Here is a 16,854-nt window from a genome sequence, read left to right on the forward strand (position 1 = left end):
CGAGGCTTTCTCCCGTTCCCCCTTGGGGACGGGAGGTGCGGAGAGCATCATGACATTGCCGGTGTTTTTTGCGCCCGCGCGCAGTTATACCGTTGCGGAGATCGCCACGATCGCCGGCGCCACCCTCACGATGCCGCAACTGGCGTCACGTGAAATCGGCGGCGTCGCACCGGTTTCGCAGGCGCGGGAACGCGATCTTACCTTCGTTGACAGCAAGCACCGCAAGGCCTTGGCAGATCTCCGGGCCGGGGCTGTCATGGTGGGCCGAGCTATCGCTGGCGACGTGCCACCGGAAGTGGCAGCGCTGGTGGTGGACCAGCCGCAATCGAGCTTTTCCGCCATTGCGCGCCTGATCTATCCGACGGCGGCGCGTCCCACGGGCGCAACCGGCGTCACGGGGATTTCGCCGGCGGCGCACCTTGACCGGGACGCTATGATCGAAGACGGCGCCACGGTTGAGGCCGGAGCGGTCGTCGCCAAGGGTGCCGCGATCGGCGCCGGCGCGATCGTGTCTGCCAATGCTGTTGTGGGCGTGAATTGTCGGATTGGCCGCGACAGCTATATCGGACCGGGTGCTTGTGTGTTGAATGCCTTGATCGGCAACAACGTCATCATCCATGCGGGCGTTCGGATCGGCCAGGACGGCTTCGGCTATGTTCCCGGACCGCGCGGACCGGAAAAGGTGCCGCAGATCGGTCGGGTGGTGATCCAGGATCACGTTGAAATCGGCGCCAACACGACGATCGATCGCGGCGCAATGGACGACACCGTGATTGGCGAGCACACCAAGATCGATAATCTCGTGCAGATCGCGCATAATGTGAAGATCGGCCGGGGCTGCATCATTGCAGGCATGTGCGGGCTGTCGGGCTCTGTAGTGATCGGAGACGGGGTGATGATGGGCGGGCGCGTCGGCCTTGCCGATCACCTGAAGATCGGTTCGGGGGCGCGTCTCGCCGCAGGAAGCGGCTTCATGAACGATGTGCCGGCCGGTGAGGTGTGGGGCGGCTACCCGGCGCAGCCGATGGGCGAAATGATGCGTGAGATCGCCACCGTGCGCCGTATGGCGAAGCGGCCAAGCAAGGGAGGATCCGGTGACTGACGCCGTGACATCGTCGACACTGGAAAGCATGGATATCCTGAAGCTCCTGAAGCTTCTGCCGCACCGTTACCCCTTGATGCTGGTTGACCGCATCGTGGAGATCGAGGGCGACGAAACCGCTGTCGGCATCAAGAACGTCACGATTAATGAGCCGCATTTCCAGGGCCATTTTCCGGATCAGCCGGTGATGCCGGGCGTGCTCATCATCGAGGCCATGGCGCAAACCGCGGGCGCGATCTGTCTCAACGCCCGGGGCGGGGACAAGCCATCACTGGTGTACTTCATGACCATCGACAACGCGAAATTCCGTAAGCCGGTCGTCCCTGGAGACCAGTTGCGGATCCACGTCCGTAAAACGAAGCAGCGCCGCGATATCTTCCGGTTCATCTGCGAGGCGCGTGTCGACGGGTCGCTGGTGGCTGAGGCAGAAGTATCCGCCATGCTGTCGGTGCGGGTTCCCGACTAGATGTCTGAAGCTGGCACGCAGATCCACCCAACCGCGCTCGTAGAGCCCGGCGCCCAGCTTGGCGAGGGCGTCAGGGTTGGTCCGTTCTGCCAGGTCGGGCCGGACGTCGTCCTCGGAGATCGCTGCGAGCTCGTCGGCCATGTCAGTCTGCTGGGTGCCACCAGCCTTGGCTCGGATTGCATCGTTTATCCGCAGGCGGTGCTTGGGGCGCCACCGCAGAACCGCGCTCACAAGGGTGGCCGCACAACCCTGACTATCGGCGCCAATTGCACGATCCGCGAAGGCGTCACCATGCATCGCGGCACGGACACCAGTCGTGGGAAGACGACGGTCGGCAACAACGGCAACTTCCTGGCTTATTGCCACATCGGCCACGACTGCGACGTCGGCAACAACGTAACCTTTGCGAACCAGGTGGCGCTTGGCGGACATGTCGAGGTCGGCGACTTCGTGACCATCGGCGGCCTGTCGGCGGTTCATCAGTTTTCTCGGATCGGGCATCATGCGTTCGTGGCCGGGATGACGGGCGTCACCGGCGACATCATCCCCTTCGCCATGGCTTCGGGTTCGCGCTCCAGGCTTTATGGCTTCAACATCATCGGCATGAAGCGCAGCGGCATGTCGCGCGCCGACATCCATGCAGCACGCCGCGCTTACCGGGAACTCTTTGAGGCTGACACACCGCTGCGCGAAAACGTCGAGCGGCTTGCCGCGGAGGGCGGGCACACGGAACTGGTTGCGGATATCCTCGCCTTCCTACAACATCGCGGGAAGCGGCATTATGTTGCCGCCGCCAAGCGAGGTCAGAATGGAGACGGCGACGACCACGATGGCGAGTGAGCGGCGGCAGGTGCCGCTCTTGCCGCCGGACAGTCGCGTCGGGATCATCGCAGGCAGCGGCAGCCTGCCTGTCAACGTCGCACAAAGCCTCGCCTTGGCCGGGCACCACCCTTTCATCGTCATCATCGAAGGGGAAGCCGACCGGCTCAGCGACTTGCAGGCGCACCAGCATGTCGTTTTGCCCCTCGAGGCTGCTGCCGTTGCATTCGACCGGATGCGCAAGGAGGGCGTCACGCACGCGGTTCTGGCAGGCGGCATCCGTCGGCGACCGCAACTGCGCAAGCTGCGGCCCACCCTGCGCCTCATCACCGCGCTGCCCAAGGTGGCCTGGGAATTGACGCTCGGAGACGACGGTCTTCTGCGCGCTGTTATGCGGCACATCGAATCCACCGGCATAAAGCTTGTCGGTGCCCAGGAGATCGTTCCCGATCTCTTGGCACGCGAAGGCGTGATGACGCGTGCTGCGCCTGAAAAAGCGGATCGCCGTGACATCGACGCTGCCTTGCAGGCGGCGCTCGCCATCGGACGGCTCGATATTGGTCAGGCAGCCATTGCGGTGGGAGGCCGGGTGGTTGCGCTGGAAGGGGTGGAAGGAACGGACGGGCTGCTCGAGCGCATGGTCGCGCTGCGCTCGCATGGGCGTCTCGCCGGCAAAGGCGGGGGCGTTCTGGCGAAATGCACGAAGCCGGGCCAGGATCTTCGTGCGGATCTGCCAGGCATCGGCGTTCAGACCATCCGGGACGCCAAACGCGCAGGTCTGCGCGGCATTGCGGTGGAAGCGAATCGCGCCTTTGTGCTCGACTATGCCGATACTATCGCCGCCGCGGACGACTACGGCTTGTTTGTTGTCGGCGTCGACGTGCACGCATGACACATCCGCTCCGCATCGCCATCGTGTCGGGCGAGGAGTCGGGGGATCTCCTTGGCCACGACCTGATCGTCGCCTTGCAGCAGCAGTCCGGCCGACCGGTTGACCTTGTCGGGGTGGGTGGCAGGCATTTGCAGCAGCTCGGACTTCAGCCATTGTTTGATCCGAGCGACATCGCCTTGATGGGCGTTTCGGCCGTGGTTCGGGACCTGCCGCGGCTCGTTTACCGGATCAACACCACGGCGCGCGCCATCGTTGCCGCCCGACCGGACTGCCTGATCACCGTCGATAGCCCTGCGTTCACCTTGCGCGTGGCAAAAAAGGTGAGGGCGCTCGCGCCTGATATCCCGGTGGTGAAGTATGTCTGCCCGAGCGTTTGGGCCTGGGGACCTGGTCGCGCCAAGCAGATGAAGCCCTATGTTGACCGGGTGCTCTGCATTCTGCCGTTCGAGACGCAGGTGCTGCAGGACCTGGATGGTCCGCAAGGCATCTATGTCGGCCATCGCTTGGCTTCGGATCCATCGATCCTCGCCGCGGCGGACGCACAGCGCACGCGTCAGGGAACCAGCGGGCGGTGGAGCCTGCTTGTTCTCCCCGGTTCACGACGCGCGGAAGTGGCGGGCTTGATGGAGCCATTTGGTGAAGTCGTCCGCCTGCTGCAAAAAAGGGGCCATGCGATAGACGTTGTGATTCCCACGGTTCCACATGTTGCTGAATTGGTGACGCAAGCTGCAAAAGGGTGGTCAACAGCGCCGCAGGTTGTTCAGGGTGAGATCTCCAAAACAGAGGCTTTTGCGCGCGCCGATCTGGCGATGGCGGCTTCCGGCACTGTCTTGCTTGAACTTGCCTTGGCCCGGGTGCCGATGATTTCCTGTTACAGCACAGACATTGTGATGAAGCTCGCCACGCGGATCATCACAACCTGGTCGGCCGCTCTGCCGAACCTGATCGCGGATCGGGTGGTCGTACCAGAATTCATCAACGACTACCTTCGCCCCGCCCTGATGGCGCGCCAGCTCGAAGCTCTGATCCAGGGTCCAGCGCGGCAAGCGCAACTCGATGGCTTCGACGAGGTGGTCAGACGGATGGCGACGGACCGACCATCAAGCCAGATCGCCGCGGAAGCGGTGCTGGACCTGATCAAGACGCGAAACTGAAAAAGGCCCGGTCAGACCGGGCCTTCTCAGTGAAGCGATAAAGAGCGATCAGCGCTTCGCGATCGGCACGTAGTCGCGCAAGGGCGAGCCCGTGTAGAGCTGACGCGGACGGCCGATCTTCTGGCTCGGATCCTCGATCATTTCCTTCCATTGCGAGATCCAGCCCACGGTGCGCGCCACGGCAAAGAGCACGGTGAACATCGTGGTGGGGAAGCCGAGCGCCTTCAGCGTGATGCCCGAATAGAAGTCGATGTTGGGGTAAAGCTTCTTTTCAATGAAGTACTCGTCGGTGAGCGCGATCTTTTCGAGCTCCATCGCGACGTCGAGCAGCGGGTCGTCCTTGATGCCGAGTTCGCCCAGAACCTCATGCGTCGTCTTCTGCATGATCTTGGCGCGCGGATCGTAGTTTTTGTAAACGCGGTGGCCGAAGCCCATCAAGCGAAACGGATCGTTCTTGTCCTTGGCGCGGGCAATGAATTCCGGAATGCGATCAACCGAACCGATCTCGGCCAGCATGTTCAGCGCAGCTTCGTTGGCGCCGCCGTGGGCAGGACCCCACAGGCAGGCAATGCCTGCCGCAATGCAGGCGAACGGGTTGGCGCCCGACGATCCGGCAAGACGCACGGTGGACGTCGACGCATTCTGTTCGTGATCGGCATGGAGGATGAAGATCCGCTCCATCGCGCGAGCCAGAACCGGATTAACCTTGTAGTCCTCGCACGGCACGGCGAAGCACATATGCAGGAAGTTGGCCGCGAAGTTCAGCTCGTTCTTCGGGTAAACGAAGGGCTGGCCGACATGATATTTGTAGGCCATGGCCGCAATTGTCGGCATCTTGGCGATCAGGCGGATGGAAGCGACCATGCGCTGCTTCGGATCCGAAATATCCGTGGAGTCGTGGTAGAACGCGGACAGGGCTCCCACCACGCCGCACATCACCGCCATCGGGTGCGCGTCACGACGGAAGCCGCGATAGAACCAAGCCATCTGCTCGTGCACCATGGTATGGTGCGTGACACGGTAGTCGAAATCTTCCTTTTGCGCCTTGGTCGGCAGTTCGCCGTAAAGAAGCAGGTAGCAGACTTCCAGGAAGTCCCCGTGCTCAGCCAACTGGTCGATCGGGTAGCCGCGATGGAGCAGAACACCTTCGTCGCCGTCGATATAGGTGATTTCCGACTCGCAGGAGGCCGTCGACGTGAAGCCGGGATCGTAGGTGAAGGCGCCGGTCGCCTTGTACAAGGAGCCGATGTCGATGACATCCGGACCGACCGAGCCTTTTCGAACCTTCAGCTCAACAGTTTTGCCATTCAGGTCAAGGTTCGCGCTGGCTTCGGTCATCTGAGACTTCCCTTTCATTACCCGCTGACGCCAATGGGAAATGCAGCCGCTTTGAGGCCACACCCGTTAACGTGAGGCAGTGCTAGCGCATTCGGCAGCACGTGCCAAGGATTACGGCAGCAGTGTTGCACCGCCGAAGGTGCGGTGCAACAGAGCCAGAACCGCTTAATCGATTTGGTCAGCAATGCGGCCGAGCGACTCCTCGCGGCCGAGCACGTCGAGGACGTCAAACACGCCGGGTGAGGTGGTTCGTCCCGTCAGTGCGGCACGAAGGGGCTGGGCGACCTTGCCCAGCTTCAAGCCCGTTTCCTCGGCAACCTTGCGCACTGCCGCTTCCGTTCTGGCCGCCGACCAATCGGACACAGCAGTCAGTGCGGCATGCGCTTTCGCGAGGACCCCGCGCGCATCCGCATCAAGAAGCTGTGCCGCCTTCTCATCGAGAGTCAGCGGCCGGGTGGCGAAAAGATAGGCAGAACTGTCGGCGAGCTCGACGAGCGTTTTCGCGCGTTCCTTTAGGCCGGGCATGGCAGCAAGCCATTGCGCCCGCTTTTCAAGGGTGAGCTTCTCCTGAAGCACGGTTCCACCAGGAAGAAATGGCAGCGTATCGACAAGCGCCTGCACCAGCTTCTCGTCCTCCATGCGCCGGATGTGGACGCCGTTCACCGCTTCAAGCTTTGCGAAGTCGAAGCGGGCAGCCCCCTTGTTGACATCGCCGATCTCGAACCAGCGGACCATTTCTTCAACGGTCATGATCTCGTCGTCACCATGGCTCCAGCCAAGTCGCGCCAGATAGTTGCAGAGCGCTTCGGGCAGATAACCCATCTCGCGGTATGCTTCCACGCCCAGCGCGCCGTGCCGCTTCGAAAGCTTGGCTCCGTCTGCCCCATGGATGAGCGGGATGTGGGCCATCTCGGGCACGTCCCATCCCATGGCACGGTAGATGATGGTTTGACGCGCAGCATTGGTCAGGTGGTCATCGCCGCGAATGATGTGGGTCACGCCCATGTCGTGGTCGTCCACCACCACGGCATGCATATAGGTCGGGTTGCCATCCGAACGCAGGATGATGAAGTCGTCCAGATCCTTGTTGGGGAAGCGGACTTCTCCCTGCACGTGATCCTGAACGATGGTTTCGCCGTCGCGCGGTGCTTTGATGCGGATTGCGGGCTTCACGCCGGCTGGCGCTTCGGACGGGTCGCGATCGCGCCAGCGGCCGTCATAGCGCGGCGGCCGCCCTTCGGCTTTTGCCTTTTCGCGCATTTCGTCGAGTTCAGCAGGGGTGGCGTAGCAACGGTAAGCCTCGCCTTTTGCCACCAGTTCCTCTGCAACCTCCCGATGCCGCGGAGCGCGCTCGAACTGCGAAATCGCTTCGCCGTCCCAGTGGAGGCCGAGCCATTTCAGGCCGTCAAGGATTGCGGCCGTTGCCGCTTCGGTTGAGCGCTCGCGATCCGTGTCTTCGATGCGCAGCAGCATCTTGCCGCGGGTATGCTTGGCAAACAACCAGTTGAACAGGGCTGTGCGCGCGCCGCCGATATGAAGATATCCGGTTGGCGAGGGTGCGAAGCGGGTGATGATGGGCTTCGACATGGAGACGTATCCGATCTTGATTGTGCGCCTGCAGCAAGCATCGTTGCAAGGCTGGCGGAATGCGCCGGCCCGTGTAGCATAGGCACGCCTGAGTGCAAGGTTTGGGGCGCCTAGCCCGAGAAGCCGCGACGAAGAAGGGGCGGGGATGTCCACTGGTACCGTCGAGGACCTTGTCCCTGAACAGAGTGGACGCTAAGGTAGGGGCTACGACGACCGGCGTCGGCCGAGGTCCTGGTTTCGGTTTGGCCGCCGCTGGCGTGCGTTCCAGCTTTGGCTGTTCGAGCAGCCGCTGGCGTTCCGGGAGGCCCTGCAAACGGAGCGAACCCGCGGCATCGCGTTCCTGTGCGTGCCGCTGCTGCTCGGAACGGGTGCGGTTTTCTATTTCCTCGCTCCCGTTGAACCCTCGTTCTCGCCGCTGATGGCCCTTGTTGCCGCGGCTTCCGTCGGGACGTGGCTTTCGCGACGCCACCCGCTTCTGCAAACGCTCGGATGGCTCTTGCTTGTGGTCGCGCTTGGCGGATCCGCTGCCAAGCTCGAAACATGGCGCCGCTCGACGCCGATCCTGGGTTCTCAGATCAGCACGGAACTCACCGGGCGCGTGGTGCTGGTTGAAGAACAAGCCAACGGACGCACGCGACTCACGCTCGATGTTCTCGGCACGGCGCGACCGTCGCTCAGATATGCTCCCGAACGGGTGCGGGTCACCGCCCGCAGCGTTCCCGGCGATGTGCGTCCAGGAGAAGTGTTGCGCGGCATCGTCCGCCTGATACCGCCGGCGGGACCCGTGCGGCCCGGAAGCTACGATTTCGCCTTCCAAAGCTATTTCAACGGGCTCGGAGCAGTCGGCTTCTTCTTGCGCGATCCTCAACGCGTGGAAAATGGAGAACCGCTGTCCCTCGGGGTGAAGATCAGCGCCGGCATCGAAGCGCTCCGACAAACCATTGCCGATCGGATCAGGGCCGTTCTGCCGGCGCCGGAGGGCGAGATCGCCGCGGCCCTGATTGCCGGCGTTCGCGCCGGCATACCTGAAGCGGTGAACGAAGATCTCCGCGTGACCGGCCTTGCCCACGTTCTTTCCATCTCCGGCCTGCACATGGCGCTGGCCGCAACCACGCTGATGGGCTCGATCCGGTTGCTCCTGGCCTGCTTTCCGAACTTTGCCGCGCGTCATTCAGTGAAGAAGTACGCCGCGGGTTTTGCCCTGGCAGGCACGGCTTTTTATCTCCTGCTGGCGGGCGACCAGGTGGCGGCAAACCGCAGCTTTCTGATGATCGCGGTGATGCTAACAGCGATCCTGTTTGATCGCGCGGCGCTTTCCATGCGCAATCTCGCGATCGCTGCTGTTTGCATCATCCTCATCGCGCCGCATGAGGTCATGGGGCCGAGTTTCCAGATGTCGTTTGCGGCAACGGCTGCCCTTGTGGCGGGCTATGCAGGTTGGAGTCAGTTGCGTCGCGACCGACCCCCTCCACCGCTGCCGCGCAGCCTGATAGCCCGGATCAGGCGCTGGCTGCTGCTTTTGATCCTGGGATCCGTTGCCACCTCGATCTTGGCTGGCGGGGCAACGGCCATCTACAGCGCCTATCACTTCCAGCGCGTGTCGCCACTCTCCTTCGTGGCCAACCTGCTTGCCATGCCCATTATCGGAATTGCCGTAATGCCGTCGGCCGTCGCCGCCTTGATCACCATGCCGATCGGTCTGGACTTTGTGCCGCTGACCGTGATGGGCTGGGGACTGACCCTGATGCTGTCGGTTGCGCAATGGAGCGCGTCGATCTCGCCGCCAGATGCGGTCGGCATCGTTCCCGCTCCGACCGTCGCCCTTGCGACGCTCGCGCTGGCGATCGCATGTTTCACAACCACCCGGTGGCGGCTCCTCGCAATGCCCCTTGTTCTTGCCGCGTCCGTCGCTTTCGCGGCACGAACGGCACCGGACGTTTTTGTATCCGAAGATGCGAAACTGATCGGGCTCATGACGGAGAACGGTGAACTCGCGGTGAACCGCAAGCGCCCCAACGCCTTCGCCGTGGAGGATTGGCAGCGCAGCGCCTCCGCAGCAGCGCTTGTCACTCCTAAGGATGATTCAGCCGAAGGCTTTCATTGCACGGAAACCGGATGCACTTTCGCTGGATCGCGGCAGCCACGTGTGACGTGGCTTGCCGAAGGCAGCGTTGTGGAGCCGCATTGTGCGACGGCTGACCTGATCGTGGTGGATGACGCAACGGTGGAAAGCCGCTGCCCGGAGCCCACGCAGATCGTGACGAAGCGCGACCTTGCGTTGATGGGGAGTGCCACGGTGCAGTTTGACCCTGCCACCGGACGATTGAGCGCGCTCGACCATGCGATCAGCCGCCCTTACAGGCCGTGGCACACCCATCGCCGGTTCTCACGCGAAGCGCGCGGCATGGCGCCTTACAAGCGGCCGAACAAGGCCAAGCCGCAGAAATGAGATCGACTGCCGATCCAGGGTCAGTACTTCCGGATCAGGCCGACAAGGCGACCCTGAACCTTGACACGATGCGGCGGAAAGATCCGCGTCTCGTAGGCGGGATTGGCGGCCTCAAGGGCGATGGACGCTCCCTTGCGTCGGAAGCGCTTCAAGGTTGCTTCCTCGTCATCCACAAGCGCCACCACGATGTCTCCCGGGTTGGCCGTTGTTGCATTGCGGATCACCACCGTGTCGCCATCGAAGATGCCGGCCTCGATCATCGAGTCACCACGCACTTCAAGCGCGTAGTGCTCACCGCCCGACAGCATGTCTGGGGGAACGGCAATGGAATGCGTCGGCTGCTGGATGGCGGCGATCGGCACGCCCGCCGCAATCCGGCCCATCACTGGAACGGCAATGCCGGATGCTTCGTCGTCATTGGAGGCATTGCGCGTGAGCTTTGCAGGTTCCGGCTTCTTGCCGAGGCTGCCTTCGATGACGCTCGGCGAAAATTTGCGCGGGCCAGCAGAGGGCGACAAGGAGTCAGGTAGGCGCAGCACCTCGAGCGCGCGGGCCCGGTTCGGCAATCGGCGGATGAAGCCCCGTTCTTCCAAAGCCGTGATCAGCCGATGAATGCCCGATTTGGACGCCAGATCCAAGGCTTCCTTCATCTCATCGAAGCTGGGCGGAATGCCGGTTTCCTTCATCCGTTGATTGATGAAGGTGAGCAGTTCCATCTGCTTGCGTGTCAGCATGCGAGAGCCTCGGAATCAAAAAACAAACCCGGAACAATCCGTATCTGTTCCATATGTGTTCCGCAACTATTTAAACTTTAGTGAATTCCGCAACCGTTTGTTCGCATTTTCGTCCGCGACCGTCGCGGCGCGCTGAGATCAGTTGGAGACAGCCTGGTCAGCAACCTGGCCGATGGCCTGCGCAAGCGCTTCGGCATCCTGGGCGCCCATCAGCGCATAACGCTGATTGAGGAGAAAGCAGGGCACCCCAGTGATCCCCATCTGGCCGGCAACCGTGATCTCGCTCCGAACCGCTTCAACATCCGCGTCCGTGGGCAGAAGCGCTGCCATCACGGGCATATCCAGTCCGGCTTCTTCGGCAATCTGCAGAAGCACGTCGTGATCCCCGACATCGCGACCCTCTTCGAAAACCGCGCGAAACAGCGCCTGCACCACCTGGTCCTGTGTTCCCGGCAGATCAGAATTTGCTGCCCAGCGGATGAGGCGATGAGCGTCGAGCGTGTTGGCCGCCACCTTTATGGCCGCAAAGTCGAAGGCAATGCCGACGCTTTCTCCGACGACTTCTAGCTTTTCGTGCATCTGGTTGACCCGTTCCAGGCTGCCGAACTTGGCAAGCATGTAGGCCTGACGATCGGTGCCGCCCGGAGGGATCGTCGGATCAAGTTGGTAGGGTCGCCAGTTCACCACGACGTTCAGATCCGGCAGGAAGGTCAGCGCGCGATCCAGCTGCTTCTTGCCCACATAGCACCATGGGCAAACCACGTCCGATACGACATCGATGCTGACGGCAGTCTTCATTGGGTTGCTTTCTCCGACCACCATGTTGGCAGCTGGTGGCCGTAAACTGGCGTGCGTTCCGGATGCCGGATGTGATCCCAGCGCGCGACCCATTGCTCCGGCTGGAAATAAAGCGGCACAAGGTAGGCGCCGCTGAGAAGCACCCGGTCGTAAGCGCGCACGATTGTCACGAACTCCTCGCGCGAGCGGGCATTGACCATCCGGTCGATCAGCGCGTCGATCGCAGGCTCGGAGACGCCGGCGAAGTTGAAGGTCCCGTCCACCTTGGCTGACGCCGAACCCCAGCGGAACTGTTGCTCCACGCCCGGCGACAGCGAGGACGTGTAGCGCATCAGCATCACGTCGAAATCGTAGGTGCGCTGCCGCTGCAGATACTGCGCGGCATCAACGGCGCGGATGGACACGGCGATCCCCAGACGCGCCAGCGTGCGCTGCCAGGCAATGGCGATCTGTTCGGTGGACCGGCCGTTAAGCAGCATCTCGAATGCGAGCTGGTGGCCATTCGCATCCACCATCTTGCCATCGCGCATGGAATAGCCCGCTTCCTTCAGCGCCTCGAAACCCTTGCGCAGGAACTCACGATCCCGACCGCTGCCGTCTGAAGTTGCCGGTTTCCAGGTCCCGGCCAGGATGGATGGGCGAACGGCGTCGGGGTAGGGCGCGAGCAGCGCCTTTTCCGCGTCAGAGGCCGGACGCCCCGTTGACGCCAGTTCCGAGCCGTCGAAATAGCTGGTTGTCCGCTCGTAGGCGTTGTTGAACAGGTTGCGGTTGACCCATTCGAAGTCGAACAGCCCCGCCAAAGCAGCGCGTACGTTTCGATCCTGGAAGACCGGCCGCCGTGTGTTCATCACGAAGCCCAGCATGTCGGCTGGTGTTTTTTTCCTGAAGGTGTCCTTAACCACGTTGCCTGCGGCAACGGCGGGAAAGTTATAGCCATTGGCCCAGCGCGCCGTCTGGTCTTCCAGAAAGACGTCGATCAACCCTTTCTTGAAGGCTTCGAACATCGCGTTCGAGTCGCGGAAATAGCTCATCCGGATCTCGTCGTAGTTGTCGAAGCCGCGCTTGGTCGGCAGGTCCTTGGCCCAATAGTCTGGGTTGCGCTTCAGGATTACGACTTCGCCGGGGCGCACCGTCTCGATCCGGTAAGGGCCTGACCCGATCATGGGCTTCAGCGTCGATCTGTCGAAGGCGTCGCGCTCGGTCGCGTGCTTGGGGAAAATCGGTAGCTGCGCCAAAAGCAGCGGAGACTCCCGATCCGCCTTCTCGTTGAACACGAGGCGCAAGCCATGACTGCCAACCCGCTCCATGCGGTCGATCACGCCCACCCAGCGCTGGTAGATCGGACGGCCCTTGTCGCGCAGGAGTTCGAGGGAAAAGATCACGTCGTCCACGGTGACCGGCTTTCCATCGGAAAAGCGGGCGTCGGGATTGAGCGTGAAGGTGACATAGCTGCGGTCGGCGTCCGTTTCTACGCTTTGCGCAAGCAGGGGGTAGAGCGTGAAGGCTTCGTCACGCGACCGCATCATCAGCGTTTCAAAAACGGTGTTGCCAAAATCGACATCGAACAGGCCGCGTGCCGCGTCTCCTTGGACAATGAACGGATTAAGGCTGTCGAAGCTGCCCTGCCACGCATAAACGACCCGTCCGCCCTTCGGCGCGTCGGGGTTGGTGTAGGGCAGGTGCGTGAAGTCGGGCGGAAGTGCCGGCTCTCCTTGCATGGCAATGGCATGGGCGGCTGCCGCCAGCCGGGGAAGCGGCAGCAGAAGCGCGACAGCCAAACAGCCAGTCAGGAGTGTTCTCAGGATCATCGATTGCGGTCCTCGATTCGGCGCACCCTTAGCACGGAATGCCGATGGTCTTGCGCAGCAGCATGATCAAAGGGACGTGTCTGAAGCTGGATTCGCAGCGCACGGCGGTGTAAGGGGCGCCAACAGTCATCCTGTTGCCTCATTTAACGAACACTCAGCGGCCAGCTGCTTCCTAGCGCTGCCTTCCTATCATTCAAAGGGAAAAACGACGTATGAAGTCACCGAACCTCAGTGCGCCGCGAGCGGCCATTCTTGCTGCCGGACTTGCGGCTGTTGTTGCCGGCGGCGCGCCAGCTTCGGCGCAGGAAGCAAATCCTGCAGCGCCGCCCAAGGGCTGGTTCAAGGCGTGCCAGAAGCAGGAAGAAGTGGAGATCTGCAATGTGCAGCAGATCCTGACCGCCAATACCGGCCAGCTTCTCACCGCTGTCAGCCTGGTTGAAGTGAAGGGCAAGGTCAGCCGCCGCGTGTTCCAGGTCACCGTGCCGACCGGCCGCCTTCTGCCGCCCGGCATTGGCCTGCAGATCGACGCCAACAAGGCGCAGAAGCTTGACTACGTGATCTGCTTTCCGGACCGCTGCGTGGCGGAAGCTCCGCTGAACGACGCGCTGGTGAACTCGTTCAAGAAGGGATCCGAGATCACCCTGACCTCGGTCAACTTCCAGAACCAGCCCAACCCGATCAAGGTGACGCTGAGTGGCTTCACCGGCGCTTATGATGGTCCGCCCCTGCAGCAGTCGGATCTCGAAGATCGCCAAAAGAAGCTGGAAGCCTTCGTGAGCAAGAACAACGAAGACTTCGCCAAGAAGCTCAAGGAAGAACAGGAAAAGGCCAAGGCGGCAACCGCCGCGAACTGATCCTTGTTCGAAGCTAGACAACGAAAAGGCGGGCTCAGGGCCCGCCTTTTCCGTTTCCGCTGATGGATGGATCAGTGTTTGGGGAAACCCTTCAGCACATAAGTCCCATCATCGCGTCTGGAAAACATCTGGTCGACCTGGGGATGACGCACGGGCCCCCCTTGCGCGTCCTCAAGCAGGTTCTGCTCCGAAACATAGGCGACATATTCGGTTTCGGCATTTTCAGCGAGCAGGTGATAAAAGGGCTGATCCTTGCGCGGTCGAACCGCAGGCGGAATCGCCTCGTACCATTCTTCCGTGTTGGCGAATTCCGGGTCGACGTCGAAGATCACTCCACGGAACGGGAATACCCGGTGCCGCACCACCTGTCCGATCTGGAACTTTGCTTGTCGCGTGTCTGCCATGCCCCTTAATTCTTCAATGGTGCGCTTTGTTCAACCCCATCTTGCTTGACGCTGCCGCGCCCGCGCTTTAGCGCCACGGGAAGCGCCGGTTCGTGGAGGATGACCCGCAGCGCCGATCCGAGCAAGCGGGACTTTAGGAATGGCGGATGTTGGTGGTTTGGTCTTGCCGTTTTTCGGCATGATCCTGCTTGGCTTCGTAGCCGCTCGCCTGATGAAGCAGCCCATCGAAGGCCTCGCGTGGATGAACATCTTCATCCTTTACGTCGCGCTGCCGGCGCTCTTCTTTCAAATGCTGTCGAGGACGCCGGTGGAGCAGCTGACGCAGTTCAGCTTCGTGCTTGGATCTGCGCTGGCAACGCTGATCGTCTTTTCCCTGATGTTCGTCGGGTCGATGGCAAGCGGAGACCGGATCCCTGAGAGCACCATCAAAGGATTGGCATCCGCTTACGGCAACATCGGCTTCATGGGGCCGGGCTTGGCGCTGATCGCCTTCGGGGAAGAAGCCGCCGTGCCCGTGGCGCTGATCTTTTGTTTCGAAAACGTCATGCACTTCGCGGTGACGCCCTTGCTGATGGCCGTTGCAGACAATGATCGTGCAACGCCGGTGCAGTTGGCTGGGGAGATCAGCCGCAAGATCCTGCTGCACCCTTTCATCATCGCGACAGCTGTTGGCGTGGCGGCTGCCGTTTTCCAGGTTCAAGCGCCATTGCCGCTCGCGCGCATGCTGGAAATCGTGTCCCGCGCCGCCGCGCCTTGCGCATTGTTTGCAATGGGTGTGACCCTGGCGTTACGCCCCTTGAAGCGGATGCCCCGCGCGATCGGCCCGATCCTGTTCCTGAAGCTCCTGCTGCATCCGCTGCTTTGCTACCTTGTTCTGAGCTTCATCGGTGATTTCCCGCCGGTTTGGGTCTGGTCGGCGGTTTTGCTGGCCTCGCTTCCGGCGGCAACCAACGTTTATGTCATGGCCCAGCAGTACAACGTGTGGGTCGAGCGTGCTTCTGCCAGCGTCCTCATCACAACGATCTTCTCTGTTGCGACGGTGACGGGTATCCTACTGGTGATCCGCTCAGGCGCGTTGCCGCCCGACCTTTTCCCATAGGTCACGCAGACCGCTGCCGGGCTGCATGCCTTCCCGCATGAAGAAGGCGCGCAGCGGGCCGAGCTTTTCCAGCAGGCCCAGACCGGCGCTTCGAGCGAGCTGCGCCGGCAGGAGGTCGGAAAGAAGCGACCGGTTGAGGAGGTTCACGGCGCCGTTGCGCGCCATCACGTCGGCACGTCGCGCCTGATTGAACGACCGCATGACGCGCTCGGCACCGGGATCCTCTGCCGACGAGGCCACAATCCTTGCGAGCGCCTGCACATCGCGGATGCCGAGGTTGAGGCCCTGCGCGCCGATCGGCGGGAAAACATGGGCGGCCTCGCCAACGAGGGCGATGCGGTTTCGCGCAAAGGTCACCGGCATGCGTGCTGTAAGCGGATAAATCTGGCGGCCCGGCAAGAGCGATATGCGTCCCAGCATGGATTGCATGCGCTGTTCGATCTGCTCAGCAAGCTGCGCATCGTCCATAGCCGCAAGGCGATCTGCTTCGGTCGGCGAGACCACCCATACGAGGCTCGAGCTTTGGCCGGGAAGCGGCACCTGCGTGAAGGGGCCCATCTCGGTATGGAACTCATTGGATGTGTCTGCATGCGGGCGGGCGTGTTCAAAGGAAAGCACCAGCGCCGATTGCGGGTAGGGATGGCCAACGCTGCGGATCCCCGCCGCTTCGCGGGCTGGTGAGCCTCGGCCGTCCGCCGCAACGGCAAGCAGGCCCTCACATCGGCCGCCATTATCAAGCAGGGCCACGACCTTTTCACTGCCCAGTTCCCACGCGCGGACGCTCGCAGTCACGCGCTCGATCCCCAGCTCGGCAGCAACCGCCTGCGTGAGAAGGTCGAGCAGCACGGAATTGGGGATGTTTTCCCCAAATGACTCGCGACCGATTTCGGCCGCGTGGAACGTGACGGTCGGGCTGCGGATCAAACGTTGGGTCGCGTCGATGATCCGCATCGTGCGCAAGGCTGCCGAGCGCCCGCCGAACTCCGAATCGAGGCCTAGCGTGGCAAGATAATCCAAGGCCGGCGCCATGAGCGCTGTTGTGCGGGCGTCACCCGTGTTGGAGGGCGGGCCTAGGAGTTGCACGGCAAATCCTGCTCGGGCCAAGGCAAGCGCGGCAATCAATCCCACAGGGCCCGCGCCGGCCACGATGATCGGGTTGATGGTGTCGGGAGCGGCATCCATGGGCATGTCCTCGCGGTGGTTGCTTCTATCTAGGGGCGGCTACCCGCCGGGGGCAATGCGGCGGATCGCAACGCAAGCTGTCGATGAATGCGCCGGCAGCGGAGGTTTAAACTTGTTTGCGACGGAAGCTGTTTATAGTGTCCGGCGCATTCAAGGGGTCAGGCCAAT

Annotated in this window: 15 protein-coding genes; 8 read left to right on the forward strand and 7 right to left on the reverse strand. The window is 62.2% G+C overall.

What is annotated here, in order from left to right:
- Nucleotides 1-49: 49 nt before the first annotated feature.
- The 5 genes from lpxD to lpxB are packed head-to-tail and all read left to right on the forward strand — an operon-like array spanning nucleotide 50 to nucleotide 4,433.
- A complete protein-coding gene (gene lpxD / locus J5Y06_RS19995) occupies nucleotides 50-1,102 on the forward strand; it encodes a UDP-3-O-(3-hydroxymyristoyl)glucosamine N-acyltransferase (protein ID WP_209336968.1) in 1,053 nt (350 codons plus the stop codon).
- Nucleotides 1,103-1,130: 28 nt separating this feature from the next.
- Nucleotides 1,131-1,568 (forward strand): 3-hydroxyacyl-ACP dehydratase FabZ, encoded by a 438-nt coding sequence (gene fabZ / locus J5Y06_RS20000; RefSeq protein ID WP_209337077.1) that lies wholly within the window; start codon nucleotides 1,131-1,133, stop codon nucleotides 1,566-1,568.
- Nucleotides 1,569-2,408 carry an acyl-ACP--UDP-N-acetylglucosamine O-acyltransferase gene (gene lpxA, locus J5Y06_RS20005; protein ID WP_209336969.1) on the forward strand — a complete coding sequence of 280 codons (840 nt, stop codon included), beginning with the start codon at nucleotides 1,569-1,571 and terminating at the stop codon, nucleotides 2,406-2,408. It abuts the gene before it with no gap.
- Nucleotides 2,377-3,279 (forward strand): LpxI family protein, encoded by a 903-nt coding sequence (locus tag J5Y06_RS20010; protein WP_245248168.1) that lies wholly within the window; start codon nucleotides 2,377-2,379, stop codon nucleotides 3,277-3,279. Before lpxA ends, J5Y06_RS20010 begins: the two co-directional genes overlap by 32 nt.
- Nucleotides 3,276-4,433, forward strand: a complete 1,158-nt coding sequence (gene lpxB, locus J5Y06_RS20015; RefSeq protein WP_209336970.1) for a lipid-A-disaccharide synthase — start codon at nucleotides 3,276-3,278, stop codon at nucleotides 4,431-4,433. Before J5Y06_RS20010 ends, lpxB begins: the two co-directional genes overlap by 4 nt.
- A 48-nt stretch (nucleotides 4,434-4,481) precedes the next feature.
- On the opposite strand, the gene gltA is transcribed toward lpxB, so the two are convergent.
- A complete protein-coding gene (gltA, locus tag J5Y06_RS20020) occupies nucleotides 4,482-5,771 on the reverse strand; it encodes a citrate synthase (protein ID WP_209336971.1) in 1,290 nt (429 codons plus the stop codon).
- A gap of 165 nt (nucleotides 5,772-5,936) precedes the next feature.
- The gene (gene gltX, locus J5Y06_RS20025; RefSeq protein WP_209336972.1) at nucleotides 5,937-7,358 is read right to left on the reverse strand and encodes a glutamate--tRNA ligase; all 1,422 of its coding nucleotides are present in this window, start codon (nucleotides 7,356-7,358) and stop codon (nucleotides 5,937-5,939) included.
- 346 nt (nucleotides 7,359-7,704) lie between these two features.
- Here gltX and J5Y06_RS20030 point away from each other — a divergent pair, with 346 nt between their 5' ends.
- Nucleotides 7,705-9,807, forward strand: coding sequence for a ComEC/Rec2 family competence protein (locus tag J5Y06_RS20030; RefSeq protein ID WP_209336973.1), 2,103 nt, complete (start codon nucleotides 7,705-7,707; stop codon nucleotides 9,805-9,807).
- Nucleotides 9,808-9,827: 20 nt separating this feature from the next.
- Here J5Y06_RS20030 and lexA read toward each other — a convergent pair whose 3' ends face one another.
- From lexA to J5Y06_RS20045, 3 genes are all read right to left on the reverse strand, one after another.
- Entirely contained in the window at nucleotides 9,828-10,541 is a 714-nt protein-coding gene (gene lexA / locus J5Y06_RS20035) for a transcriptional repressor LexA (protein WP_209336974.1), read from the reverse strand.
- A gap of 138 nt (nucleotides 10,542-10,679) precedes the next feature.
- Nucleotides 10,680-11,339 carry a DsbA family oxidoreductase gene (locus J5Y06_RS20040; protein ID WP_209336975.1) on the reverse strand — a complete coding sequence of 220 codons (660 nt, stop codon included), beginning with the start codon at nucleotides 11,337-11,339 and terminating at the stop codon, nucleotides 10,680-10,682.
- Nucleotides 11,336-13,147: an extracellular solute-binding protein gene (locus tag J5Y06_RS20045; RefSeq protein ID WP_209336976.1), complete on the reverse strand. Its 1,812-nt coding sequence runs from the start codon at nucleotides 13,145-13,147 to the stop codon at nucleotides 11,336-11,338. The genes J5Y06_RS20040 and J5Y06_RS20045 overlap by 4 nt, the downstream gene beginning before the upstream one ends.
- 212 nt (nucleotides 13,148-13,359) lie before the next feature.
- Between J5Y06_RS20045 and J5Y06_RS20050 the strand changes: the two genes are divergently transcribed.
- Nucleotides 13,360-14,001: an invasion associated locus B family protein gene (locus J5Y06_RS20050; protein WP_209336977.1), complete on the forward strand. Its 642-nt coding sequence runs from the start codon at nucleotides 13,360-13,362 to the stop codon at nucleotides 13,999-14,001.
- A 71-nt stretch (nucleotides 14,002-14,072) separates the two neighbouring features.
- On the opposite strand, the gene hspQ is transcribed toward J5Y06_RS20050, so the two are convergent.
- A complete protein-coding gene (gene hspQ / locus J5Y06_RS20055; protein WP_209336978.1) occupies nucleotides 14,073-14,405 on the reverse strand; it encodes a heat shock protein HspQ in 333 nt (110 codons plus the stop codon).
- A 139-nt stretch (nucleotides 14,406-14,544) separates the two neighbouring features.
- On the opposite strand from hspQ, the gene J5Y06_RS20060 reads away from it, so the two are divergent.
- Entirely contained in the window at nucleotides 14,545-15,504 is a 960-nt protein-coding gene (locus tag J5Y06_RS20060) for an AEC family transporter (RefSeq protein ID WP_209336979.1), read from the forward strand.
- On the opposite strand, the gene J5Y06_RS20065 is transcribed toward J5Y06_RS20060, so the two are convergent.
- Nucleotides 15,472-16,686: a UbiH/UbiF family hydroxylase gene (locus J5Y06_RS20065; protein ID WP_209336980.1), complete on the reverse strand. Its 1,215-nt coding sequence runs from the start codon at nucleotides 16,684-16,686 to the stop codon at nucleotides 15,472-15,474. The two genes, J5Y06_RS20060 and J5Y06_RS20065, sit on opposite strands and share 33 nt — an antisense overlap.
- Between the last annotated feature and the right edge of the window lie 168 nt (nucleotides 16,687-16,854).

The sequence above is a fragment of the Tianweitania sediminis genome (assembly GCF_017813335.1).
GTDB classification, from domain to species: domain Bacteria; phylum Pseudomonadota; class Alphaproteobacteria; order Rhizobiales; family Rhizobiaceae; genus Tianweitania; species Tianweitania sediminis.

What these genes read in the sequence shown, in the direction of transcription:
- lpxD (WP_209336968.1), top strand. Translation starts at nt 50, where the DNA reads ATGACATTGCCGGTGTTTTTTGCGCCCGCGCGCAGTTATACCGTTGCG.
- fabZ (WP_209337077.1), top strand. Translation starts at nt 1,131, where the DNA reads ATGGATATCCTGAAGCTCCTGAAGCTTCTGCCGCACCGTTACCCCTTG.
- lpxA (WP_209336969.1), top strand. Translation starts at nt 1,569, where the DNA reads ATGTCTGAAGCTGGCACGCAGATCCACCCAACCGCGCTCGTAGAGCCC.
- J5Y06_RS20010 (WP_245248168.1), top strand. Translation starts at nt 2,377, where the DNA reads ATGGAGACGGCGACGACCACGATGGCGAGTGAGCGGCGGCAGGTGCCG.
- lpxB (WP_209336970.1), top strand. Translation starts at nt 3,276, where the DNA reads ATGACACATCCGCTCCGCATCGCCATCGTGTCGGGCGAGGAGTCGGGG.
- gltA (WP_209336971.1), bottom strand. Translation starts at nt 5,771, where the DNA reads ATGACCGAAGCCAGCGCGAACCTTGACCTGAATGGCAAAACTGTTGAG.
- gltX (WP_209336972.1), bottom strand. Translation starts at nt 7,358, where the DNA reads ATGTCGAAGCCCATCATCACCCGCTTCGCACCCTCGCCAACCGGATAT.
- lexA (WP_209336974.1), bottom strand. Translation starts at nt 10,541, where the DNA reads ATGCTGACACGCAAGCAGATGGAACTGCTCACCTTCATCAATCAACGG.
- J5Y06_RS20040 (WP_209336975.1), bottom strand. Translation starts at nt 11,339, where the DNA reads ATGAAGACTGCCGTCAGCATCGATGTCGTATCGGACGTGGTTTGCCCA.
- J5Y06_RS20045 (WP_209336976.1), bottom strand. Translation starts at nt 13,147, where the DNA reads ATGATCCTGAGAACACTCCTGACTGGCTGTTTGGCTGTCGCGCTTCTG.
- J5Y06_RS20050 (WP_209336977.1), top strand. Translation starts at nt 13,360, where the DNA reads ATGAAGTCACCGAACCTCAGTGCGCCGCGAGCGGCCATTCTTGCTGCC.
- hspQ (WP_209336978.1), bottom strand. Translation starts at nt 14,405, where the DNA reads ATGGCAGACACGCGACAAGCAAAGTTCCAGATCGGACAGGTGGTGCGG.
- J5Y06_RS20060 (WP_209336979.1), top strand. Translation starts at nt 14,545, where the DNA reads ATGGCGGATGTTGGTGGTTTGGTCTTGCCGTTTTTCGGCATGATCCTG.
- J5Y06_RS20065 (WP_209336980.1), bottom strand. Translation starts at nt 16,686, where the DNA reads ATGGATGCCGCTCCCGACACCATCAACCCGATCATCGTGGCCGGCGCG.